Below are 23581 nucleotides of genomic sequence, written 5' to 3' on the forward strand. Positions count from 1 at the left end.
CCATGTCGATCATCTTGCAGGTATCGCAGGGGGATGCTCAATTTGATGTATCCCCAGGTCAGTTGAACCCAGGTTTCATGGAGAAAAAGGCTTATTGTTTTACCGCGCTTGAAGGCTTTTCGTTCTACATTGATGACGTCTTGATTGAGACAGTCGATCAAGCCGGGGCGTTTGCCTGGCTATGGTCGCCGGGCTTTTATGCAGGTGAGGTCGCGGCGGAGCTCCTGGATGACCAGGGTCGGACTGCCGCGAGTTACCGGCTGGACGTGTCAGCATCTGATAATAAGCTTGGAGGCCAGGCATTCGCTGCCATGGTTGAGTCGATTCTTGATTTCGACCCGGCTCTCGTTCTGGGCACAGAGGAGGCTCAGTTTGGTATTGGCCATGATGGAGCACTAACCAACCCGCATCTGCAGTATGCGAGGCTGAGACGCTATGGGGATCGGCTACACTTTGCGCTCAAACAAATAGCTCAGCGGCCGCTGACAACCTTGAAGTGCGATCGCGCGTCGGTGAGCGCGCACACGGTGAAGCGGCTGGATTCCGCATCCGTACATAAGGCACTGAGAGGGCCAACGGGCCAGGCACTGCTGCACCCCGCTAGCACTCAGCGTCCGGCCTTGAACACTGTGCGCTTTGAGGTCAGCAGATCATACGAGGAGGAGGACAATCCCGCGAATCAGGCTGTTGGACTTGTTCTCTTCGATGTCATTAGACGATGCCGGCAGGTAGTGAGTGGGCTTCAACAGGCGGTGGCTGCTGAGGTGGTCAGCGATACCCGATCAGCATTAACGCCAAGGCTGGTACGTCGAATCGCGTTCACCGAGTCGCTTGCTCGCAAACTTGAACGGCTTCAACGCCTAAAACCTTTCTGCATATTGACTGCCAGACGTCTATCTTCCGCAGGATTGAATGCGATCTCGGCTCACCCTGCATATGCGCGAGCTTATCGGTTTGGTTGGTACGCATTACGGTCAGGGTGGTTGGGAAAGGATGCTGACGAGACGCTGTGGATCAGCCCAACATGGGAGATCTATGAACGGTGGTGCTTTGTGACGGTAGTCTCACAGCTACAACGTCAGTTTCCTGATCTCGTTTGGCGCCGTGAATGTAGATCGGTGGGTTTAAAAGAAATCGTGTGGCGGGGAGCAGCGGCTGACATAACCGTTGAGGTGTGTTACCAAGCTCGATGCCCTGCAATCGATCAAGCAGCGCATCGAGGTTTTCAAAGCTTATCGCGAGAGCGATACCCGGACATCGTCGTGACGCTGGACTCGCCTTCGGCGAAGCGCTTCGTGGTTCTTGACGCGAAATATCGCAGTACCCGCGCCAGCGTCTTGGATGCAATGGAGTCTGCGCACATTTATCACGACAGTTTGCGGTGGAAGGGCATAAAGCCTGACGCTTCGTTGCTTCTGATCCCTCGGGCGGACGAGGTTACGATGTTGGCCAGCCCGATCTATCATGCGGACTATGGGGTTGGAGCTTGGCAAATCGGAGCTGAATCAGAAGGGGAAACGCTGGGAATAGAGCTCAAGCGTATTCTGACTGCTGCACCAATCGCGGCCGCTCCGGCGCGTGCTCTGACCTGACCTGCAGTACTGTAAGTGCAACAAGTCTTGAGGAAACAGACTGGATTTTGATTTCGAAAAGCAAATTCTGTCGATTGCTGCCTAGGCTTACGGCGCGAGTCATGAGTCAGCGCTTCTTGGTGGCCGCTACGGCGCTTCGATAGCGGTCGAGCACTTGGACTTGCGTACCGTGCCAGCCTTTAATTGATATAGTTGCCGACGCTTTCCGCGCCAGCGTAATTCTGCGTTGGAAGGTCAAACTGGAAACTCAGGAGAAATGGATGTCTGGTATATCGCAACACTTCATTCCAAAGTTTCTCCAGAAAGGGTTTCGCAGCCAGGGAAACGGCAAGATCGTCCGATGCTGGGTGTACGAGCGAGGGGGAAAGGTTCGACCATCCAATATCTCCAAAAACGCCACAGAGCGTCATTTCTATGCTGCGGCTACTGAGTCTGAGCTGGATGACAAAATCACCGATAGGGAAGGCACTGTCTATTCGCCAGTCGTAGATGAATTGCGAGCAGGTAGGGTAGAGGGAGTAGCGCACCTTTTACCTGAACTATTGGCCCATTTCGAAATTCGCAGTCGGCACTTTCGTTCGAACATGCATTCTGCGGTCGACCACATCGCTGAGCATCTCTTTAGGGAGCTTTCAGATCCAACCGTTTTGAGTACGTTGCTGGCGAAGCATTTCAAGCCCGGATCTCCCGCGCTTGAAGACGAGCTTTCCAAGGCGGGTCTTACCTACGATCAGTTCCAGACCGTCCTCACCCTGAATGGGCAGACTATGGAACAGGCATTGAAGCCAGTCATCGAGAGGTTAGCCACCATGATCCCCACTCTCGCTGCCGGACTCAGGCAGGGAATGCCGGACGTGATCAAAAAAAGCCATGTTCGTGCCCTAAGCGAGTCTATTTCCCCGGCAGCACGATTGAGGCGTTTCCAACATCTTCATTACTCGGTGCAGCCATTTGAGCCGGAGAACCTGCCACTGGGCGATTCTATCGTCCTGTTCCATGTGAAGGGGGATTGTCAATATAAGCCTTACCTGGACAAGGATGATGAACTTGTCGACGTCATTCTGCCGCTCGCGTCCGACCAGTATCTGATTGGGCGAGTAGACGTGAAATTTCCCGTGATTCAAAGTGACCTTCCGGAGCAAATAGTGCGCTGCTCTCTGGAGTCGTTCATCGCGAGCGCCAACGACGAACGACTCAGAGCGCTACAGCTGCAACTGGGCGCAAATGCTGGATGGCTAACTCCAAGGGAAATGCAATGCATCCTGAATGACCTCATGACGACTTTGCTTCTGGAAGCGCGAAACTAGAGCGTCCCTAGGTGCAAGGGTACTCAGACCTGCAGTCTGGGTCTTCGAGATATCAATGTTCCGATGCGAGTGAGGCGCTCCGAACAGTTGAATCAGACGCGCTATGCCGCGTAGCAAGCCTTGCAACATAAGCGGCGTCAACGCCCTTGAGAGACGCGATGAGGCTCCTACTCAGCTGACTTACGGGTGACTTCAGTTGTGTTCATAAGCTGCAATATATGAGCTTCCTTGTGTAATACGAGACTAGCGTTATTTGGCTACAGTGCTGAAGGCGCAGATTTTGTCGACAATTTCGCGGGAGGCCGTCCTGATCGCCTTGGTGGTGTTGCCTGCGATATGCGGCGTCAGTTGCGCGTTGGCGATGTGTACTAGTGGTGAACTGAAGCTGTCCTTTTCCTGGGCAAAGGTATCGATGGCGACCGCTTTGATATGCCCCGGGAAACGGGTCATGAAGGCTGCCAGTTGCTCCTCATTGACGATGCCACCACGAGCTGTGTTGATCAGGATCGAGCCCTGGCGCATTTGGCTGAACGACCTAGTGCCGAACAGGCCTCGAGTTTGCGGTGTGAGCGGGGTATGAATCGAAATGATGTGGGCTTCACCCAGCAATTGCTCGAGGGTTTGCCTTCGTTCGAGTCCAAGGCTCTGTGCGACCTGCTCCGTAAAACGTTCCGAACCGGTGGCAAGCACCTTGATACCCAACCCCCTGGCCTTGTGCGCCACCTCTCTTGCTATGCCGCCCGTACCCACCAGCCCCAGCGTCAGTTCGCAGAATTCCGGGCTGGGAACCAGCCTGCCCTTGGACCAATGGCCTTTGTGGGTCTCGGCGTTGTACTGGCCTAGGTCTCTGGACAAAAACAACGCCTGCGCCACTACGTATTCAGCGACGGCGACAGCATTAGAGCCGGGTGTGTTCAGTATCGCTACGCCAAAACGCTCGGCCGCCTGCCGGTCGATATGATTGAGTCCTACGCCTGCCTGGGCAATGGCGCGTAATGGCGTTGCCAAGTCAGGAGCGGCGGCGGCACCGATCAGTTCGCCATCAAGAGGGATATTCAAACGTGTCTTGAACACACTGTAACCGCCAGCCTGCTGCACCGCCGTGGTGAAGGCGCGTTTGTCGTGACAATTGATCTCTACGTAGTGAATACGCTTACCGTAATGGCGTTTGATGCTGTCCTGGTCGGTTAAATAGTGCAGGTTCAGGGTTACGGCCAGGCCCCGCTCGAGGAAGCGGTCGACTTCCTCAAACAACAACGGCGGGCCGGGGGCGTCGAGTATCAGAGTGGTGAACGCCATGCGCATACTCCTCTTGAAGACGTGCCTACACACTTCGCCACCCATGATGCCCTGGATAGCGATATCTGGTTTATCAGGTGACGCGGCTTGTGCAGCGGTATCGCGAAGCGCAAAAAGTGACTAATTAATTTGGCGTTGCAAAGATGCAAACAGAGCCGCCACAAGACAAAGCGTCGCGAGCAAAACGAAACCGTCCATGTAACTCAGAAAGTTTGCCTGCGTGATCATCGTGCTATGTATCTGCTCCAGCGCCACATCGTGCGCGGCAGAAAGTCCGAGGCCTGCCTGTTCGAAATGCTGGGAGAGGGTTTCCAGCGCCCTGCGGAACACCGGATTGCTCATCGACAAGTTCTGCGACAACACGCTTTCATGAAATTCCAGGCGGTGTTGTTGCAGTACGATGACCGTCGCAGTAGCTAGAGAATAGGCGATTTGCTTGACGATGTTCTTGATGCGGTAGCCGTGCGGGTATAGATCCAAGGAGAAAGGCTGGAAAGCCACATTGGCGACCGGCAACGCAATGAACATCAATAGCAGTCCGCGCAACACCAGGGGCGTCAACAGCCAGTTCGTGCTGACGTTAGGTGGCATTTTCGCAAGCCAGACACAGACAAATGCCGACAGTAGGAACCCTGGGACGAAAATCCATTTTTTCTGACGGACTTTACCCGCGTAACGGAAGTAGAGAAGGGCGCCGGCCACAGAGCAGAGCGACGTGGCGCCAACCAATTGCCCTGCGTTCTCCACCGGATAGCCGAGTCCGGTCTGCAACAGCTGCGAAATCAGGTAGGCCAGCGCGTTGGTGATGAAATAATACGCGGCATACAACACCAGGCCGCTGCGGAAGCTAGCCTCCTTAAGGGTATGCAAACGCAGCAAAGGGTTGGGATTGCGCCATTGGTGCCAGATGACGCCCAGCAGCACCAGCAGGCCGACGAGTGCCAGCGCCTCCATTCCGGGAGATTCGCTGAAAGGCGCGAACCGTACCTGCTGCACCACAATCTGCAGGCCACCGAGGGCCAGTGCCGCGGCGAACCACGGCCAAAGCGCGGACGTTTCCCGTTCTTCGGGCAGCACCTGGCCGCTCACGGGAACGACCCTCATCACGAGCAGGGCGATGATCAACGCCATGGGCAGCGTGCAGATGAACACGGCGCGCCAGCCGAACAGCGCCACCAGCGTGCCGCCGAGCATCGGCCCCAGCGCGCTGCAGAGCAGAATCAGGATCAGGAAGATCTTCACCGCCGAACCCCGTCTGGCGGGAGGGAAACTCAATTGCAGCAGAATGCGGCAGGCGCCCAGCATCGGGCCCATGGCCAAGCCCTGCAGCGCCCGGGCGAAAGCCAGCTCCACCGAGTTTTCGCAGAACGCGCAGGCGACGGCACCCACCGAAAAAAGCAACAGGTTCAGGGCGATGTAATTGCGGTGGCCGATGCGTTCGACCCACCACTGATGATGCAGGATCCCCAGCACCCCGGCGACGGCGTAGGCACTGGAGGACCACACCAGTTCGTCCGGCGGTGCACCCACGCCGCCGGCGATTTCCTTGATAAAGAACGAAAACGCGGAATTGTCGAAATAGTCCAGTCCCACGCACAGGGCAATGGCCAGGGGGAACAGCAGGCTTGACCAGCCCCGAGCTTGCGTCATGGGTTCGGCAGGGGCTGATGCGGAGGTGGGGATCATGTTCGGGTTTTCACCTGTTCGATGCGTCGGATCATTTGCCTGGGGCGGCTGCGGTCAGGCAGGTCCTGGCCAAGTCTTCCCAGCGCTCCGCACGCCCTTGGGCGGTGGGCAGGAAAATATCGACGTCGCTGCCGGGCGGCGCCTCGTTGACGACCGCCAGGGCGACCGGGCCGGTATGGGGCGTGGAGACCTCCAGGGTGTAGCCGGTCGGGGTCTTGATCTTCGAGGTCGTGGTGCCCGGGGCCTGCCACTTGGGCTCCAGGCACTGCACGTAAGCGAGCGCGGGCTTGTCGCTGCGTTCGGAGAAACTGGTGGAGTGCGATGCGAAGAAGCCTTTGGCGCAGCCGGCCAGCGTGGCTGCCGCAGCGATTGCGACGATCATTCTCATGGGGGGAGCCTCCTTCGGCCGCCGTTACATGTTGGGGTAGTTCGGGCCGCCAGTACCTTCCGGTGCGACCCAGGTGATGTTTTGCGCTGGATCCTTGATGTCGCAGGTCTTGCAGTGCAGGCAGTTCTGGGCGTTGATCTGCATCCGGTCGCCGTCGCCGTCAGCCACGATTTCGTAGACGCCCGCCGGGCAGTAGCGCTGCGCGGGTTCGTCGTAGCGGGGCAGATTGAACGAGACGGGTATGCCGGGATCCTTGAGCCGCAGGTGGATCGGTTGGTCTTCCTCATGGTTGGTGGCGGAGAGGAACACCGAACTCAGCTTGTCGAAGCTGAGCTTACCGTCGGGTTTGGGGTACTGGATGCGCGGCGACTCGGCGGCAGGCTTGAGGCAGCCATGGTCGGGGAGGGGGTCGCGCAGCGTGAACGGCAGCTTACCGGCGAACAGGTTCTGGTCGATGAAGTTGAAGGCCCCGCCGGCGATGGCGCCGAACTTGTGCAGGGCAGCCCCGAAGTTGCGGCTGCGCAGCAGTTCGTCATGCAGCCAACTGGCCTTGAAACCGTCGACATAAGCGGTCAGTTCGTCGCCGCTGCGCCCGGCCTGCAACGCCTGGGCGACGGCTTCGGCCGCGAGCATGCCGGACTTCATCGCCGTGTGGCTGCCTTTGATCTTGGCGAAGTTCAACGTGCCCAGGTCGCAGCCGATCAGCGCGCCGCCGGCGAACACCATCTTGGGCAGCGAGTTCAGCCCCCCCTTGCAGATCGCCCTGGCGCCGTAGCTGATGCGCTTGCCGCCCTCCAGGTACTGACTGATAACCGGATGGTGCTTGTAGCGCTGGAACTCATCGAACGGAGAAAGGTGCGGGTTGCTGTAGGACAGATCGACGATCAACCCGACCACCACCTGATTGTTCTCCAGGTGATAGAGGAATGAACCGCCGGGGTTGTCGTTGTCCAGCGGCCAGCCGGCGGTGTGCACCACCAGGCCCGGCTCGTGGCGGGCCGGATCGATCTCCCAGATTTCCTTGATGCCGAGGCCGTAATGCTGCGCATCGGCCTCGCTGTCCAGGCTGAAGCGCTGGATAAGCTGCTTGCCGAGATGGCCGCGGCAGCCTTCGGCAAACAACGTGTACCGGCCGCGCAGCTCCATGCCCGGAGTGTACAGGCCGTCCTTCGGCTTGCCCTCACGGTCGACACCCAAGTCGCCGGTGACGATGCCGCAGACCGCGCCGTTGTCGTTGATCAGCGCCTCCTGGGCGGCGAAGCCCGGATAGATTTCGACGCCCAGTTCCTCGGCCTGCCGGGCGAGCCAGCGGCACAGGTTGCCCAGCGAAATGACGTAGTTGCCGTCGTTGTGCATCGTGCGCGGCACAAAGAAGCCGGGGACCTTGCTGGCCCGTTCGGCGTCACGCAGGAAATAGATGTCGTCCCGCGCCACGGGTGTGTTCAAAGGCGCGCCAAGTGCTTGCCAGTCCGGAAAAAGTTCGTTCAGCGCACGGGGTTCGAAAATGGCGCCGGACAGGATATGGGCCCCGACCTCGGAGCCTTTCTCCACCACGCAGACACTGATCTGCTGCCCCGTTTCCAGCGCTTTCTGCTTTAGCCGGCAGGCGGCGGACAGCCCTGCAGGGCCGGCACCGACGATGACGACATCGAACTCCATTGATTCACGTTCCACTGCTCGGCCTCTCTGTGACGATTCGTTGTCCCGCCCGGTATCCGCGCACGGGACTCATTGGGCCGAATGATTCGGCAGCCGGACAGGGAATTCAATTTGCGAAATCCCAAGTGCCACTTCGGGTTTGGCGAAGACAAAACCGTCGCGCCCCCCCGCCCGGACAGCACCGGACTCGATGCGGTTTAACCGAGGAGGCACTTTCGAATTCGTAAATTGAATTGAAGGAGGCCTTGCTCAACCATCCCCTCAACTCGTGAACAACAAGAACAAAGGGATGGTGTCATGCCCATTGAGCTGCAAAAGCTGCTGGCTTACCCAATACCGGCAGTCCGACAGACCCTGACTCGCCAACAGTCGGCGTTTTATGCCTTGTCCGTGGGATTGGGCAGCGATCCGACGGATGAGCGACAACTGGCCTACGTCGACTACGGCCGCGACTTGTGCGCGATGCCGTCGATGGCCCTGGTACTGGGGCATCCGGGTTTCTGGCTGGGTGATCCCGATTCGGGCGTCGATCCCCGCTGCGTGGTGCACGGCGAACAGCGGATCACCCTGCATGCCCCGCTGCCGGTAGAAGGTGAGGTGATCGGCGAAACCCGCATCGTCGGCGTGGTGGACAAGGGGCCGGGGCAGGGCGCGCTGCTCTACACCCAAAAGGAGGTGCGCGATGCCGGCGACGGACGACTGCTGGCGAGCACCCTGAGCACCACCTTCCTGCGTGGTGGCGGCGGGTTCGGTGGCGATGGCACACCGAGGTTCGGCAGCCATCAGGTGCCGGACCGCGAACCGGACTTCCTCGTCGATCTGCCCACCCGTCCGGAGCAGGCGCTCTATTACCGCCTCAACGGCGACGACAACCCGCTGCACGCCGACCCATCGGTCGCCAGGGAGGCGGGCTTCAGCCGGCCGATCCTGCATGGGCTGTGCACCTTCGGTGTGGTTTGCCACGCCTTGCTCAAGACCCTCGCCGACTACGACGCCTCGCGCCTGCGCGGCATGGCATTGCGTTTCTCGGCGCCGGTGCTGCCGGGCGAGACCCTGCGCTGCGAGATCTGGCGCGACGGCTCGTTCAGGGCGCGGGTGCCGGAGCGCGACGCACTGGTGGTGAGCAACGGTCTGGCGACGTTCGCCGGATCCGCAGATTGAATCCATTTCCAGGCCAGGAGACTGACATGTATTCGCCTGAAGAACGTTTAGACAATATCCGCATGATCCGAGACAGCGCCTGCGCTTTCGCACCCGTCGGCGAACTGGCCCGGGTGCGGGGCCTGCGCTACAAGTTGCCGGGCTTCGACAGGACGGTATGGCGGGAAATCGCCGACAACGGCTGGCTGGGGCTGGCGATCCCCGAGGCACAGGGCGGTGTGGGGTTGGGCATGGCCGAATACTGCGCCTTGCTGGAAGTGTTCGGCGCAGCGTTGCTGCCCGAACCTTTCGTCCCGGCCGTGCTCGGCGCCCGCCTGCTTGAAGGCGAGCTTCTGGAAGCCCAACTGTCAGGGGAGCGCCTTTTGCTGCCTGCGCTGCAAGAAGAGATCGGCAGCCTCGACACTGCGCAAGGCTGGGCGCTTGTGCGCAACGGCAAACTGAGCGGCCACAAGATTTGCATCGCCGCCGCGGCCGGGGCCGACGGTTTCCTGGTCAGCACCCAGGAGGGCCTGGCGTTGGTGGCACGGGACGCGCCCGGCGTTAACCTCGACATCGTCAGCACTCAGGACGGCGGTCACTTCGGCCATTTGCTGTTGAACGATGCCGCGTTCGAGCCGCTTGCGTTGAACGCCCAAGCGCTGGCCGACGCCCTCGACGAAGCGGCGCTCGGCACGGCGGCCTACCTGCTGGGCGTCGCCGAGCAGGCTTTCACCCTGACGCTCGATTACCTGCGCACCCGCCAGCAGTTCGGCCAGACCATCGGCAACTTTCAGGCCCTGCAGCACCGCGCCGTGGACCTGAAGCTGCAACTGGCCCTCTGGCGCGCCAGCCTGGGGGCAGCGGCGGCGGCCTGCGATGCCGGTGCCCCGGTCAACCAGCGCCGGGCAGCAGTGTCCCGGGCCAAGGCCCGCGCCGCCGACGCCGCCTTGCTGGTGACCCGCCAGGCCGTCCAGCTGCACGGCGCCATCGGCTACACCGACGAATGCGACGTGGGCCTGTACCTGCGCAAGGCCATGACCCTGGCCAACCAGTACGGCTCATCCGAGCGGCACCGTCGCCGCTACGACGCCTGCATGCCACGACTGGCCAGCGCCTGAGGATCCCGACCATGAGCGACAAACCGCAACTGCCCGATTTCAACGCCCTGAGCGACGACGCGTTCCGCCAGACGGTACGCGGGTTCCTGCGCGCGCATTTCCCCGAAGCGCTGCGCGATCTGCCCAAACGCCTGCACTGGGAAGAGGTCAAGGATTGGTACATGACGCTGTCCGCCCACGGTTGGCTGTGCCCCGGCTGGCCCCGCGAGTTCGGCGGAATGGGCCTGTCGGCGGCCAAGCAGTTGATCTACACCGAAGAGTTCGAGGACTACGGCGTGGCCCGCACCCCGGATCACGGCATCATGCTGCTCGGCCCGCTGCTGATCCGCTACGGTTCGCCCGAACAGCAGCAGTACTTCCTGCCGCGCATCCTGTCCGGCGAGCACATCTGGTGTCAGGGCTACAGCGAACCGAACGCCGGTTCCGACTTGGCCAGCCTGCGCACCGAGGCTCTGCCAGACGGTGACGAGTGGGTGGTCAACGGCCAGAAGATCTGGACCACCCTGGCCACCGATGCCGACTGGATTTTCCTGTTGGTGCGCACCGACAAGACCGCCAAGAAACAAGAAGGCATCAGCTTCCTGCTGGTGCCGATGGACAGTCCGGGCGTGACCGTGCGGCCGATCCTCAACCTGGATCTGCACGACGAACTGTGCGAGGTGTTCTTCGACGATGTGCGTGTGCCCCAGGCCAACCTGGTCGGCGAGATGAACGCCGGTTGGACCATGGCCAAGGCGCTGCTGGGCTTCGAACGGATCTTTCTCGGTTCGCCCAAGCAATCGGCCAACGCCCTGACGCGCCTGGAGATCCTCGGCGAACACCTGGGATTGCACGATGAGCCGGGATTCCGCGACCGCGTGACCCGCCTTCGCCTGGACCTGGACGACCACAAGCTGCTGTTCGAGACCTTCGCCGAGCGCCTGCGCCGGGGCGAAAGCCTGGGAGCCGACGTGTCGTTGCTCAAGGTGCACCAGACCGAGCTGTTCCAGCGCATCACCGATTACATGCTTGAGATCTCGGGGGAATACGCCGCCTACCTGGACCCCATCGAGGGCAACGGCAACCTCAACCCCACCGGCCTGTTTCTCCAGGCGCGCCCCGCGACCATCTACGGCGGCAGCTCGGAGATCCAGCGCAACATCCTGGCCAAGGCAATGCTCGGCCTGTAACCGAACGACGGAGAGAAGGACATGCTCGACAACAAAGTAGTGGTGGTCACCGGTGCCGGTGGCGGCATCGGTCGCGCCATCGCCGTAGAGATGGCTCGTGCCGGCGCCTCGGTGGTGATCAATGACGTCGGCGTGTCCCTGGGCGGCGAGGGCGGTTCGTCCACCCCGGCCCAGGAGACGCTGAAACTGATCGAAGGCTTCGGCGGGCGTGCGGTGATCAACACCGACAGCGTCGCCGACTGGAACGGGGCGCAGAACATCGTAGCCTGCGCCATGGACAGCTTCGGCCGTATCGATGGCGTGGTGAACAACGCCGGGATCATCCGCGACGTGATCTTTCACAAGATGAGCGTGGAGGACTGGCAGTCGGTGATCAATGTGCACCTCAACGGCAGCTTCTATATCAGCCGCGCCGCCGCCGAGCGTTTCCGCGCACAGAACGGCGGGGCCTTTGTGCACATGGTCAGCACCTCAGCGCTGATCGGCAACGTCGGTCAGGCCAACTACTCGGCGGCCAAGCTGGGCATGGTGGCGCTGAGCAAATCCATCGCCTTGGACATGCAGCGCTTCAACGTACGCTCCAACTGCCTGGCGCCGTTCGCCTGGAGCCGCATGACCAGCGCCATTCCCGACACCACTCCCGAAGAGAAGGCGCGTGTCGAGCGCCTCAAGCAGATGACCCCCGAGAAGAACGCGCCGCTGGCGGTGTACTTGCTGTCCGACCGGGCCAAGGACGTCAACGGCCAGGTGTTCACCGTGCGCCGCAACGAACTGCTGCTGATGAGCCAGAACCGTCCGGTGCGCTCGGTGCAGCAGGGCGAGGGCTGGACACCGCAGGCCATCGCCGAGCACGGCATGCCGGCGCTGTCGGGCTCGTTCACCCCGCTGCAGGTCAGCGCGGACGTGTTCTGCTGGGATCCGGTCTGATTCACCCGCCGTCAACGAATACAAGAGGTCGAGTGTTATGAGTGCAATGAGCGCCCAAGCGGGCTACCAGGAAATTCGTGAGGGCGTGCGCGCCCTGTGCGCGGAATACCCGGCCGAATACTGGCGGCGCATCGATGAGCGCAAGGGCTTTCCCGAAGCCTTCGTCAAGGCCATGACCGACGCCGGATGGCTGTCGGCGATGATCCCCGAGGAATACGGCGGCTCCGGGCTGGGCCTGGCCGAGGCCTCGCTGATCCTGGAGGAAGTCAACGCCTGTGGCGGCAACTCCGGAACCATCCACGGGCAGATGTACAACATGTTCACCTTGCTGCGTAACGGCAGCGAGGAACAGAAGCGCCACTATCTGCCGAAACTCGCCAGCGGCGAACTGCGCCTGCAGTCGATGGGGGTCACCGAACCCACCACCGGCACCGACACCACCAAGATCAAGACCACCGCGGTGCGCAAGGGCGACAAATACGTCATCAACGGCCAGAAGGTGTGGATCTCCCGGGTGCAGCATTCCGACCTGATGATCCTGCTGGCGCGCACCACACCGTTGGCCGAGGTTCAGAAAAAGGTCGACGGCATGTCGATCTTCCTGGTGGATCTGCGCGAGGCCATCGGCAACGGTCTGACCGTGCAGCCGATCGCCAACCTGGTGAACCACGAGACCAATGAGCTGTTCTTCGACAACCTGGAGATCCCTGCCGACAGCCTGATCGGCGAAGAGGGCAAGGGCTTCCGCTACATCCTCGACGGCCTCAATGCAGAGCGCACCCTGATTGCCGCCGAGTGCATCGGCGACGGCCGCTGGTTCGTCGAGAAGGCCAGCCAGTACGCCCGCGACCGCGTGGTGTTCGGCCGGCCGATCGGGCAGAACCAGGGCGTGCAGTTCCCCATCGCCGAAGCGCACATCGAGATCGAGGCCGCCGACCTGATGCGCTGGCGCGCCTGTGCCGAGTACGACAGCGGCAAGAACGCGGGCGCGGCGGCCAACATGGCCAAGTACCTGGCGGCCAAGGCCAGCTGGGAGGCGGCCAACGCGTGCCTGCAGACCCACGGCGGGTTCGGTTTCGCCAACGAGTACGACGTCGAGCGCAAGTTCCGCGAGACGCGGCTGTACCAGGTGGCGCCGATCTCCACCAACCTGATCCTCAGCTACGTCGCCGAGCACTTGCTCGAGCTGCCGCGCTCTTTCTGAGGCCACCGTCATGAGCGATATCGATCTGGGCCAACTGCAAGAGTGGCTGGGACGTCAGGAACGGTGCGAGTCGGTCATTACGCCGCAGATGCTGGAGGCCTATCGCGCCACCCTGGCGCCGCACCTGTGGGAGTCCGAAGGCTTCGCGCCGCCCGGCCTGCACTGGTGCCTGGCACCCGGCCCGGCGGCGGCGCGCATGGCCGAACTCGGCGAGGACGGCCACCCGCGCCGGGGCGGCTTCCTCCCGCCTATCCTGTTGCCGCGACGGATGTGGGCCGGGGGTGAGGTGGAGACACTGGCGCCGCTACCGGTCGGCAAGCCGATCCAGCGCGTCTCGACCATCCGCGACATCCGCTTCAAGGAAGGTCGCAGCGGCAAGCTGTGCTTCGTCAGCGTCGGGCACGAGCTGTCGTGCAAAGGCGTGGTGGCCATCCGCGAACGCCAGGACATCGTCTACCGCGGACCCGCCGTTGCCGGCGCACCGCCCGGCGGCGGAGCACAGCGGGCAGGGGAGCTGGAGCACTGGATCGACACGCCGCCGACCCTGCTGATGCGCTATTCGGCGTTGACCTTCAATGCCCATCGCATCCATTACGACCTTCCCTACGCGACCCAGGTGGAGGGCTATCAGGGACTGGTGGTGCAGGGGCCGCTCCAGGCGAGCGTGCTGTTCAACCTCGCTGCGCGTCACGCGGGGCGTGTGCCGACGCGCTTCGCCTACCGAGGCCTGGTGCCGCTGATCGCCGGCCGGCCTTTCCGCGCCGCCGCTTCCTGGGTGCACCAGGGCGACAGCCTGAACGCTTGGAGCCAGGACGCGGACGGCAACCTGAACATGGAGGCCAGTGCGACATGCTGAATGACTTCCGGGCCCCGATGGCCCCGTTGTTCGTGCCCGGCGACCGGCCCGAACGCTTCGCCAAGGCCGCCGCCAGCGGCGCGGATGCCGTGATCCTGGATCTGGAGGATGCCGTCGCGCCCCAGGCCAGGCCCGCGGCCCGCGAGGCAGTGGCCGACCATGGCATCGACGATGTGCCGGTGATCATCCGCATCAATGCGACGACCACCGAGGATTGCCTGGCTGATCTGACGGCCCTGCGCAACACCCGTTTCGCCGCCCTGATGCTGGCCAAGGCCGAAACCGCCGCGCAGATCCGTCTCGTCCACGCCCTAATGGGCCGTCCGGTGCCGGTCATCGCGCTGGTGGAAAGCGCGGCGGCCTACCGGGACCTGCAGGGGCTGCTGAGCGAGCCGGGCGTGGTGCAGGCGGCGTTCGGCTCGCTGGACCTGGCCCTGGATCTGGGCTGCCTGCCCAACTGGGAGGCGCTCGCCCATTGCCGCGGCGCATTGGTTCTGCAGTCCCGTCTGGCGGGCCTGCCGGCGCCCCTGGACGGCGTCACTCCGGCTTTTGACGACCCGACCGCGGTGCACAAGGACGCATTGACCGCCAGCCAGCTCGGCTTCGGCGGCAAGCTGGCCATCCACCCCCGTCAGGTGGCCCCGATCACCGAGGCCTTCCTGCCCGACGCCGCATCCGTGAGATGGGCGTGCCGGGTGCTGGAAGCCGTACGCACAGGCGGCGCCGTGCAAGTCGACGGGGCGATGGTCGATCGCCCGTTGATCGAACGCGCGCGCCGCATCCTTTCCCGTTCCAGCCCTGTTGGAGATTCGCAAGCATGAAAGTCCTAGTCGCAGTCAAGCGCGTGGTCGATTTCAACGTCAAGGTTCGCGTCAAGGCGGATCAGTCCGGCGTCGAACTGGCCAGCGTGAAAATGGCCCTCAATCCCTTCTGCGAAATCGCCGTGGAGGAGGCAGTCAGGCTCAAGGAGCAAGGCGTGGCCAACGAAGTGGTGGTCGTGTCGGTGGGCAGCGGCGCAGCCCAAGAACAGCTGCGCACCGCCCTGGCCCTGGGCGCCGACCGGGCGCTGCTGGTGGAAGCCGGCGACGAGCTCGGTTCGTTGGCCGTCGCCAAGGCGCTCAAGGCAGTGGTCGACCGGGAGCAGCCGCATCTGGTGATCCTCGGCAAACAAGCGATCGACAGTGACAACAACCAGACCGGCCAGATGCTGGCCGCCTTGACCGGCTACGCCCAGGGCACCTTCGCCTCCAAGGTCGAAGTGGCGGGCGACCGGCTCAACGTCACCCGGGAGATCGACGGCGGCCTGCAGACCCTGGAACTGACCTTGCCGGCGGTGGTGACCAGCGACCTGCGCCTGAACGAGCCGCGCTACGCCTCGCTGCCGAACATCATGAAGGCCAAGAAGAAACCGCTGGAAGTGCTTTCGCCGCAGTCTTTGGGCGTATCCCTCGCATCGACGGTCAAGACCCTGAAAGTCGAGGCCCCGGCGCAGCGCAGCGGCGGCATCAAGGTGAAATCCGTGGCCGAACTGGTCGAGAAACTGAAGAACGAAGCGAAGGTGATCTGATGGCTGTCCTGGTAATCGCTGAACACAGTAATGGCGCGCTGGCTGCCGTGACCCTGAACACCGTCGCCGCCGCACGGCGGATCGACGACAACATCGCCGTGCTGGTGGCGGGCCGGCAGGTAGAGGCGGTCGCCCAGGCCGCAGCGCGCATCGAAGGGGTCAGCAAGGTGCTGGTGGCCGACGCCGACGCGTATGCCCACCAGATCGCCGAGAACCTCGCGCCGCTGGTGGCGGAGCTGGGCAAAGGCTTCGGCCACGTCCTGGCGCCGGCCACCACCCACGGCAAGAACTACCTGCCGCGGGTGGCCGCGCTGCTGGATGTCGACCAGATCTCCGAAATCATTGAAGTGGTCAGCCCTGACACCTTCAAGCGGCCTATCTACGCCGGCAACGCCATCGCCACCGTGCAGTCCACTGCGCCGGTCAAGGTGATCAGCGTGCGCGCCACCGGTTTCGACCCGGCGCCGGCCGAAGGCGGCAACGCCAGTGTCGAAGCCGTGGCCGTGCAGGCCGATGCGGGACTGTCGCGCTTCGTGGGAGAGCAGTTGGCCAAATCCGACCGTCCAGAGCTGACCGGCGCGAAGATCGTGGTGTCCGGCGGTCGGGGCATGCAGAGCGGCGACAACTTCACCTTGCTGTACAGCCTCGCCGACAAGCTCGGCGCGGCGGTCGGGGCCTCGCGCGCCGCGGTCGACGCGGGGTATGCGCCCAACGACATGCAGGTCGGCCAGACCGGCAAGATCGTCGCGCCGCAGCTGTACATCGCCGTCGGCATCTCCGGCGCGATCCAGCACCTGGCCGGGATGAAGGATTCCAAAGTCATCGTGGCCATCAACAAGGACGAAGAGGCGCCGATCTTCCAGGTTGCCGACTACGGACTGGTGGGCGACCTGTTCGAGGTCGTGCCGCAACTTCAGGCCGAACTTTGAGGAGCATGCAATGAGAAGAGCAGCGATCGTGGCACCCCGCCGGACTCCGGTGGGTGCCTTTGGCGGTGGCCTGCGCGGCGTGCCGGTGGAGCGCCTGGGCGCGGCGGTGGTCCAGGCCATCTTGACGCAAACCAAGCTGGATCCTGAGCGTATCGATGACGTGGTGTTCGCCCAGTCCTACGCCAACTCCGAAACCCCTTGCGTAGGCCGCTGGATCGCCCTGGAGGCGGGCTTGCCGGTGAGCGTGCCGGGCATGCAGTTGGATCGTCGCTGCGGCGGCGGCCTGCAGGCCCTGGTCACGGCCGCGATGATGGTGCAGACCGGCGCCGCCGATGTGGTGCTGGCCGGGGGCGTGGAGAGCATGAGCAACATCGAGTATTACAGCACCGAGATGCGCTGGGGCGCCAAGGCCGGTTCCGTGACCCTGCACGACCGCCTGGACCGGGGCCGCGAGCGGTCGCAGCCGGAGCACCGTTTCGGACGCATTTCGGGAATGATCGAGACTGCCGAAAACCTGGCCCGTGAATACGGCATCAGCCGCGAACAGTCCGACGCCTTTGCCGCCCGCAGCCAGCAACGCGCCGCCGCAGCCTGGGAAGCAGGACGCTTCGACGCCGAGATCGTGCCGGTCAGCGTGCCGCAGAAACGCGGTGAACCGGTGTGGGTGAGCCGTGACGAAGGCGTGCGCGGCGACACGACCGTTGAGAAGCTCGCGGGCCTGCGCGCGCTGATCAAGGACGGCACCGTCACCGCCGGCAACGCCTCGCAGCAGAACGATGCGGCGGCGGCCTGCCTGGTCGTCGCCGAAGACAAACTGGGCGAACTTGGCCTGGAGCCGATCGGCTACTTGCACAGTTGGGCAGCGGCCGGTTGCGAACCGGCGACCATGGGCATCGGCCCGGTGCCGGCGGTGAACAAATTGTTTGCCCGCACCGGCCTGGGCTTCGGGCAGATGGATCTGGTCGAGCTGAACGAAGCCTTCGCCTGCCAGGCGCTGGCGGTGCTCAAGGGGTGGGGCTGGGATGATCCCGACCGGCTCAATGTCAACGGCTCGGGCATTTCCCTGGGCCATCCGGTGGGGGCCACCGGCATGCGCATCATGACCTCGGTGCTGCACGAACTGCAGCGTCGCCAGGGGCGTTACGCCCTGGAGACCATGTGCATCGGCGGCGGCCAGGGCCTGGCCGCCATTTTCGAACGTGCGGGTCGATAGGCAGGGCGACCCTCGAGAGTCACCGAACACTGTTTGCCGTTGGAGTCGGCGCCGTCGTCCGGCGGTGCCGATCGCAGAACAAAAACAATCATCTGAATGCCGGGTCGCGTCACCGATGCCCTTTGGGCTTCGTGCGGCCGTGCCTGGCTGGAGGCAAGCGAATATGAAACAAACGAACGTGACTGCCCGTAGCGGGCTGCTGGTGGTCGTCCTGTGTTTCCTGACGATCGTTGCCGATGGCTATGACCTGATCGTCTACGGCGCCACGGTGCCCAGCCTGATGGCCGAGCCTGGCTGGAACATGACCCCGGCCGTCGCCGGGATGATCGGCGGCTGGACCCTGGCCGGGCTGATGGTGGGCTTTCTGGTGAGCGGCTGGCTGACCGACCGCCTGGGCCGGCGCAATCTGATCATGGTCGGCGTGCTGTGGTTCTCGGTCGGCTCGGCGTTGTGCGCCACCGCCCAGTCGCCGCAGATGCTCGGCGTCTTCCGCTTCTTCAGCGGCATCGGCCTGGGCGGCGTAGTGCCTTGCGCGGTGGCACTGACCATCGAGTACGCACCGCGGCAACGGCGGCAACTGTACAACGGCCTCATGCTGACCGGTTACTCGGTGGGCGGCATCGTCTCGGCGCTGGCGGCGCTGGCACTGTTGCCCGAGCACAGCTGGCGGACGCTCTATGCGCTGGGCGGGCTTTACGTGCTGGTGCTTCCGGTGATGTATTTCCTGCTGCCTGAGTCGGTCAATTACCTGGTCAGCCGCGGCCGCCTGGACGAGGCCCGGACATTGGGCCAGCGCTACGCGATCGATGTGGATCGGTTGCTTCAGGAACAGGCGGCCCAGCACAGGCCGCAGCCTGTCATGCAGGGCAGTATCGGTTACCGCCTGCTGTTTTCCGGCATGTTCCGCGGTGCGGCGATCCTGTTCATCTTCGGCATGTTCTGCACCCAGCTGATCATCTATGGGCTCAACACCTGGTTGCCGCACCTCATGCGCGAAGCCGGCTATCCGCTGGGGTCTTCGCTGCAGTTTCTGCTGGTGCTGCAATTGGGCGCGGTCATTGGCACGCTGGCCGGGGCAGTGTTCGCCGACCGCGTCGGTTCAAAGAAGGTGGTGGTGCCGTACTACCTGATCGGCGCGGTGTCGCTTCTGGCCTTGAGCCAGAAACCGGACGTGGCGTGGCTGATGCTGGCGGTGTTCGGCGCGGGCCTGGGCACCATCGGCGCAAGTACCTTGATGTATGGCTTCCTCGCCGCCTATTTCCCCACCACTTGCCGTGGCGCGGCGGTGGGTGCGGCGCTGGGCATCGGCCGGGCCGGGGCGATCCTGGGGCCGATGATCGGCGGCTGGATCGTCGGCGCCCATCTCGACCATCAGTGGAATTTCTATGCTTTCGCGTTGCCGGCGGTGCTGGCGGCGCTGTTCGCTTCGTTGATTCCGGGAACAGGTGCCCGACGTGAACCGGTCGGGACGATGGACAAGGATTGCCAGAAGGTCTGATCTGTTTGCCAAAAGCCCCGGGGATCGTTCCCCGGGGCTTTTTTTTTGAGCGTCGGTGCCGTCGCATTGACCGGGACTGACGCCGCAGCAGGTTCAAGTGGGGCGCCGCGCCATGCCGCAATGCCGCAACGCTTGCTCGGCCTGGCGCTCCAGTTCGCCGCGGTGTTCCGGGGCGGCGATATCGATCATGCGCTGTACCCTGCGCGAAAGCGGCTGCCCGCGCAGATCCGCGATGCCGTGCTCGGTGACGATCAGGCCCGCATCGCAGCGCGGGGTGCTCACCGGGCCGCTGAGCTGCGCGACGATGCGCGTTCCGCCCTTGACCGTGGAGGGCAGGGCGACGATGGGCAACCCGCCCTTGCTGCGCGCGGCGCCGCGCAGGAAATCAACGGATCCGCCCACGCCGCCGACGTAGATGCCGCCAGCCACTTCGGCGTTGACCTGACCGGTGAGATCCACTTCGATTGCACCATTGATGGCCACCAGGCGGTTGAGGCTGGCGAGCACGGCCGGATCATGGGTGTACTCGGTGCCTCGCAGGGCCAGGGCCGGGTTGCAGTGGGCCCAGCGACGCAGGCGCTCGCCGCCCATCAGGATTCCGGCCACGCTCACGCTGAGGTCGCGGCCCTTGCGGGCGTTGGTCAATGCGCCGGACTCGGCCAGCGCCACGATGCCGTCGCCGGCCGCGCCGCTGTGCAAGCCCAGGTCGCGGCGGTCGTGCAGCAGCGCCAGCACCGCCTCGGGCAGTTTGCCGATGCCGATCTGCAGCGTCGCGCCGTCCTCTATCCGTGCCGCGACATGCCGGGCGATGGCGAGTTCGACGGGACTGGGTTCGCTGCGTTCGGGTTCGAGGGGCGGGTGCTCGGCCTCAATGAGCAGATCAAACTCCTCCGCCAGCAGATTGATCCCACCGCAGGTCCACGGAATGTCGGGGTTGACCTCGCCGATCACCACCCGCGCCCGCGCCAACGCGGCGGGCAGGTATTCCTGGATCAGCCCCAGGCTGTGGCGGCCCCGGGCATCGGGCGCAGAGACCTGAACCAGCACCACATCCACCGCCAAGGTGCCGGAACGGATCAGATCGGGCACCTGCGAATAGTGGCCTGGATAGACATCGAAGACCCCGGCAGCGGCGAGCCGGCGATGGGTGCCGCCGGCGATGCAGCCGCCGAAGTCAAACACGTCGGCGTGCTCGGGACGCAGCGTGTCCGAGCTGCCGTAGCTGGCGAAGATCGTCAACCGATCGGTGCCGGCAAGTGCGTGCCGATCCTTCACCAGGGCCCTGGTCAGCGTCAGGGGCTCGGCCATGGCCTGGCCCCACCAGAGGGTGTCGCCGGGACGAATCAGGCTGCGCAGCCGCGCAGCCAGGGTTTGAGTCGCTTGCATGGGGCTGTCTGCCTCGGGAGTCAGTGACCGTAGCCGGTCGCAATCAACTGGAACACCACGCCGATCGCTTCACGGCCGGGAGAGGTGGTGAAGTCACCGGAAATCTCTCCGGCCAGCGACACGACTGAGGTCATCACTACGCCCGCTGCTTCAAGGCGCCGCAGGGACGCCTCTTCCGTGCGTTGACTCAGCCCGCCGCAGGCGTCGACCACCAGGAACACCCGGTAGCCGTGGGCGATGCCGGACAGGGCCAGCCACTGCACCACGATTTCGGTGGCCACGCCGCAGACGATCATCGATTTGCGGCCCGTCGCCTCCAGGGCATCGCGAAAGGCCGGGCTCTCGAACGAGTCGGGGCAGGTCCTGCGGATCTGCTGGAACTTGCTGCGCACGCGGGTGATCTCGGGAATGATCGTTGGGTGGGTGTCTTCGCCCTTGGGGATGCACAAGGCAAGGGTGGGGATGTCGAAGATTTCCGCCAGTCGGGCCAGGCCCGCGGCCGAGCGCACCAGGCTTTGCTGGGGGACGGTCAGGGGCAGATCGGTGATGCCGATCTGCAGGTCGCCCAGTACCAGTACCGCTTCATTCGCCTTCAGTTTCGGTGTCATGGGGTGCTCCTAGGGGTAGAAAGATCATCAGTCACTTGGTCTTGCGCAGCATCAGCCGGGTGACCAGCCGCATGAAACGGCCGGAACCGCTGAGCTTGAGCATCAGGCGTTCGCGCACGCCCCGCAGCAGCCGAGGAAGGAAAGGCAGCCGGCTGCGCTGCTGGCTTTCGTTGCCGAACGCCGGGTTGAGCGGGCATTGCGCGGGAAGATTGAGCAGGGTGCGGTGCAGGCAGTGGTTGTCGCGGTTACATACCACGATCGTATGGTGGTGCCCCTGGCGGACTTTGCGCGGCCAGTCCGGATCGGCCAGCAAGGGCCGTCCCAGCAGGATCATGTCGCCATGGCCTGCGGCGATGGCCCGGGCGGCCGTGACCGGGTCGTGCAGCCCCTGAAGCAGTACGGGCACCGGCAAGACCTGTTTGAAGATTCGGGCCGCGCCGCTGTCGAGCATGCCGCCGTCCCGGTCTGAAAAGATCCGATCAAGACGTTCCGAGCAGCCGTCGAGCAGGGCCACGTAATCGGCACCCGCCTCGACGATCAGCTTGGCGATCCGGGCGAACTCCGCCGGCACCTGTCCGCCTTCCACCGGTTCGGTGCAACTGATCCGCAGGCCGATGGGGAAGTCGGGCCCCGTCTGAGCGCGGATGCCCTCGACGATCTCGACCACGGCCCGTGCGCGGTTCTCCAGGCTGCCGCCGTACCGATCCGTGCGCCAGTTGGTCCAAGGGGAAAGAAAGGACGCGAGGAAATAACTGCCGTGTGCCGGGATCTCCACGCCGTCCCAACCCGCGCGTTGCGCCCTCAGAGCTGCATTGATGCAGGCCTGGCCCAGCTCGCGGATCTCGTCGGCGCTGACCGGCAGCGGCTCCGGCAGCGTCAGTCCGCCGGGAACCACCAGCCCCTTGGGCAATGCCTGCTGGGGAATCACGGTGTTTCTCGCGCTGGCCGAGATCAGCGGCCGTGGGCTTTTGGGCGAACCCATGCGGCCGAACGCCGCCGTCAGCTGGGCGAAGATGGGCACACCATGGGCGTGCACGGCATCGGCCACGCGCTTGAGCTGCGGCACATGGGCCTCGATGTCGAAACGCAGCATCGGGCTGCCGTACTCATCGGCGCAACGTTGCGAGGCGCAGCCGGAGGCGATGATCAGGCCGACGCCGCCCTTGGCCCGGGCCTCAAGGAACGCAATGGTCTGTTCGCTGGCGCGTCCGTCGGGCTCGGGGCTGAGCACGGCCATCGGCGCCAGCACCAAGCGGTTCTTTAGGGTGAGGCGGTTGAGGGTGACCGGCGTGTACAACGGTTGGGTGAGGCTTGCGGTGGCGTTCATGGCCAGGCTCCTAAGGCGGAGCGCCAGACCCGGCTCCGCCGCAATTCGGTGATTCGGCCATCAGTAGCCGACGGTGAAGCGTTGGCGCGGATGGGCCGGGCGCTCCAGCTCATCGATCATCGCCAGGGCGAAGTCCTGCACGGAAATGCGGCTTTCGCCGCGCTCGTCCACCAGCAGCCGGTCGGTGCCCAGACGGAAGCGGCCGGTGCGCTTGCCCGGCTCGATGATGGCGCCGGGGCACAACATGGTCCAGTCCAGGACGGTTTCGCCGCGCAGCAGTTTCAGCGCCTCGCGCGGGCCTTCGGCGGGGCCGCGGTGTTCTTCGGGAAAACCGGGCGCGTCGAGCAGCTCCAGGCCGGGGGCCACCTGCAGCGAACCGCCGCCGCCGACGACGAGCAAGCGCTTGACGTGCGCCTCGCGGGCCGCCTGGACGATGGAGCGGAAGCCGGTCAGGTAATGCTGGCCGTTGTCGTGCTTGCCCCGGCCGCGCAGCGAGACCAGGACGGCGTCGTAGCCTGCGAGCAGGAACGCCAGGTCGGCGGTGTCATAGACATCGCATTGCATGGCGGTCAGGTGCGGGTGTGCGGTCAGGCGCTCAGGTTGGCGCACAAGGCCTGTGACACGGTGGCCGCGCGCGAGCGCTTCGGCCAGCAAGGCGGAACCGATGAAGCCACTGGCTCCGATGAGGGCGATGTTCATGGGTGTTTC

Annotated in this window: 21 protein-coding genes; 13 read left to right on the forward strand and 8 right to left on the reverse strand. The window is 63.8% G+C overall.

Annotation, left to right across the window (positions count from 1 at the left end; translation table 11 throughout):
- Positions 1 to 2 precede the first annotated feature (2 nt).
- Together ACIP0B_RS00390 and ACIP0B_RS00395 are read left to right on the forward strand one after the other, a co-directional pair.
- A complete protein-coding gene (locus ACIP0B_RS00390; RefSeq protein ID WP_400828807.1) occupies positions 3 to 1592 on the forward strand; it encodes a nuclease domain-containing protein in 1590 nt (529 codons plus the stop codon).
- A 260-nt stretch (positions 1593 to 1852) separates the two neighbouring features.
- On the forward strand, positions 1853 to 2899 hold the full coding sequence (locus ACIP0B_RS00395; protein WP_400828809.1) for a hypothetical protein: 1047 nt from the start codon (positions 1853 to 1855) through the stop codon (positions 2897 to 2899).
- Positions 2900 to 3148: 249 nt separating this feature from the next.
- Here ACIP0B_RS00395 and ACIP0B_RS00400 read toward each other — a convergent pair whose 3' ends face one another.
- The 4 genes from ACIP0B_RS00400 to ACIP0B_RS00415 form a co-directional block, all read right to left on the reverse strand.
- Positions 3149 to 4198, reverse strand: coding sequence for an NAD(P)-dependent oxidoreductase (locus ACIP0B_RS00400; RefSeq protein ID WP_400828811.1), 1050 nt, complete (start codon positions 4196 to 4198; stop codon positions 3149 to 3151).
- A 120-nt stretch (positions 4199 to 4318) separates the two neighbouring features.
- The gene (locus ACIP0B_RS00405) at positions 4319 to 5884 is read right to left on the reverse strand and encodes an MFS transporter (protein ID WP_400828813.1); all 1566 of its coding nucleotides are present in this window, start codon (positions 5882 to 5884) and stop codon (positions 4319 to 4321) included.
- Positions 5885 to 5915: 31 nt separating this feature from the next.
- Positions 5916 to 6272 carry a hypothetical protein gene (locus ACIP0B_RS00410; RefSeq protein WP_400828815.1) on the reverse strand — a complete coding sequence of 119 codons (357 nt, stop codon included), beginning with the start codon at positions 6270 to 6272 and terminating at the stop codon, positions 5916 to 5918.
- A gap of 24 nt (positions 6273 to 6296) precedes the next feature.
- Positions 6297 to 7946 carry an electron transfer flavoprotein-ubiquinone oxidoreductase gene (locus tag ACIP0B_RS00415; protein ID WP_400828817.1) on the reverse strand — a complete coding sequence of 550 codons (1650 nt, stop codon included), beginning with the start codon at positions 7944 to 7946 and terminating at the stop codon, positions 6297 to 6299.
- A gap of 282 nt (positions 7947 to 8228) precedes the next feature.
- On the opposite strand from ACIP0B_RS00415, the gene ACIP0B_RS00420 reads away from it, so the two are divergent.
- The 11 genes from ACIP0B_RS00420 (at position 8229) to ACIP0B_RS00470 (ending at position 19552) form a co-directional block, all read left to right on the forward strand.
- Positions 8229 to 9092, forward strand: coding sequence for a MaoC/PaaZ C-terminal domain-containing protein (locus ACIP0B_RS00420; protein ID WP_400828819.1), 864 nt, complete (start codon positions 8229 to 8231; stop codon positions 9090 to 9092).
- Between the two features lie 26 nt (positions 9093 to 9118).
- A complete protein-coding gene (locus ACIP0B_RS00425) occupies positions 9119 to 10189 on the forward strand; it encodes an acyl-CoA dehydrogenase family protein (RefSeq protein ID WP_400828822.1) in 1071 nt (356 codons plus the stop codon).
- Between the two features lie 29 nt (positions 10190 to 10218).
- Entirely contained in the window at positions 10219 to 11358 is a 1140-nt protein-coding gene (locus ACIP0B_RS00430) for an acyl-CoA dehydrogenase family protein (protein WP_400828933.1), read from the forward strand.
- A gap of 21 nt (positions 11359 to 11379) precedes the next feature.
- The gene (locus ACIP0B_RS00435) at positions 11380 to 12285 is read left to right on the forward strand and encodes an SDR family oxidoreductase (RefSeq protein ID WP_400828824.1); all 906 of its coding nucleotides are present in this window, start codon (positions 11380 to 11382) and stop codon (positions 12283 to 12285) included.
- Between the two features lie 46 nt (positions 12286 to 12331).
- A complete protein-coding gene (locus tag ACIP0B_RS00440) occupies positions 12332 to 13489 on the forward strand; it encodes an acyl-CoA dehydrogenase family protein (RefSeq protein ID WP_400828826.1) in 1158 nt (385 codons plus the stop codon).
- A gap of 10 nt (positions 13490 to 13499) precedes the next feature.
- Positions 13500 to 14345 (forward strand): MaoC family dehydratase N-terminal domain-containing protein, encoded by an 846-nt coding sequence (locus ACIP0B_RS00445; RefSeq protein WP_400828828.1) that lies wholly within the window; start codon positions 13500 to 13502, stop codon positions 14343 to 14345.
- Positions 14339 to 15166: an HpcH/HpaI aldolase/citrate lyase family protein gene (locus ACIP0B_RS00450; RefSeq protein ID WP_400828830.1), complete on the forward strand. Its 828-nt coding sequence runs from the start codon at positions 14339 to 14341 to the stop codon at positions 15164 to 15166. The genes ACIP0B_RS00445 and ACIP0B_RS00450 overlap by 7 nt, the downstream gene beginning before the upstream one ends.
- Entirely contained in the window at positions 15163 to 15912 is a 750-nt protein-coding gene (locus ACIP0B_RS00455) for an electron transfer flavoprotein subunit beta/FixA family protein (protein ID WP_400828832.1), read from the forward strand. The genes ACIP0B_RS00450 and ACIP0B_RS00455 overlap by 4 nt, the downstream gene beginning before the upstream one ends.
- Positions 15912 to 16841 (forward strand): electron transfer flavoprotein subunit alpha/FixB family protein, encoded by a 930-nt coding sequence (locus ACIP0B_RS00460; protein ID WP_400828834.1) that lies wholly within the window; start codon positions 15912 to 15914, stop codon positions 16839 to 16841. Before ACIP0B_RS00455 ends, ACIP0B_RS00460 begins: the two co-directional genes overlap by 1 nt.
- Positions 16842 to 16851: 10 nt before the next feature.
- Positions 16852 to 18054: an acetyl-CoA C-acetyltransferase gene (locus tag ACIP0B_RS00465; RefSeq protein WP_400828836.1), complete on the forward strand. Its 1203-nt coding sequence runs from the start codon at positions 16852 to 16854 to the stop codon at positions 18052 to 18054.
- Positions 18055 to 18232: 178 nt separating this feature from the next.
- A complete protein-coding gene (locus tag ACIP0B_RS00470; protein WP_400828838.1) occupies positions 18233 to 19552 on the forward strand; it encodes an MFS transporter in 1320 nt (439 codons plus the stop codon).
- Positions 19553 to 19645: 93 nt separating this feature from the next.
- On the opposite strand, the gene ACIP0B_RS00475 is transcribed toward ACIP0B_RS00470, so the two are convergent.
- From ACIP0B_RS00475 to ACIP0B_RS00490, 4 genes are read right to left on the reverse strand one after another with little or no spacing between them, the layout of a single operon-like run.
- On the reverse strand, positions 19646 to 20938 hold the full coding sequence (locus ACIP0B_RS00475) for an acetyl-CoA hydrolase/transferase family protein (protein WP_400828840.1): 1293 nt from the start codon (positions 20936 to 20938) through the stop codon (positions 19646 to 19648).
- A gap of 20 nt (positions 20939 to 20958) precedes the next feature.
- On the reverse strand, positions 20959 to 21546 hold the full coding sequence (locus tag ACIP0B_RS00480; RefSeq protein WP_400828842.1) for an isochorismatase family protein: 588 nt from the start codon (positions 21544 to 21546) through the stop codon (positions 20959 to 20961).
- A gap of 31 nt (positions 21547 to 21577) precedes the next feature.
- Positions 21578 to 22873: an NADH:flavin oxidoreductase gene (locus ACIP0B_RS00485; RefSeq protein WP_400828844.1), complete on the reverse strand. Its 1296-nt coding sequence runs from the start codon at positions 22871 to 22873 to the stop codon at positions 21578 to 21580.
- A 60-nt stretch (positions 22874 to 22933) separates the two neighbouring features.
- Positions 22934 to 23572 (reverse strand): NAD(P)-dependent oxidoreductase, encoded by a 639-nt coding sequence (locus tag ACIP0B_RS00490; RefSeq protein ID WP_400828846.1) that lies wholly within the window; start codon positions 23570 to 23572, stop codon positions 22934 to 22936.
- Positions 23573 to 23581: the final 9 nt, after the last annotated feature.

Origin of the sequence: Pseudomonas sp. NPDC089534 (genome assembly GCF_044749305.1) — a bacterium.
Classification (GTDB): domain Bacteria; phylum Pseudomonadota; class Gammaproteobacteria; order Pseudomonadales; family Pseudomonadaceae; genus Aquipseudomonas; species Aquipseudomonas ekonensis.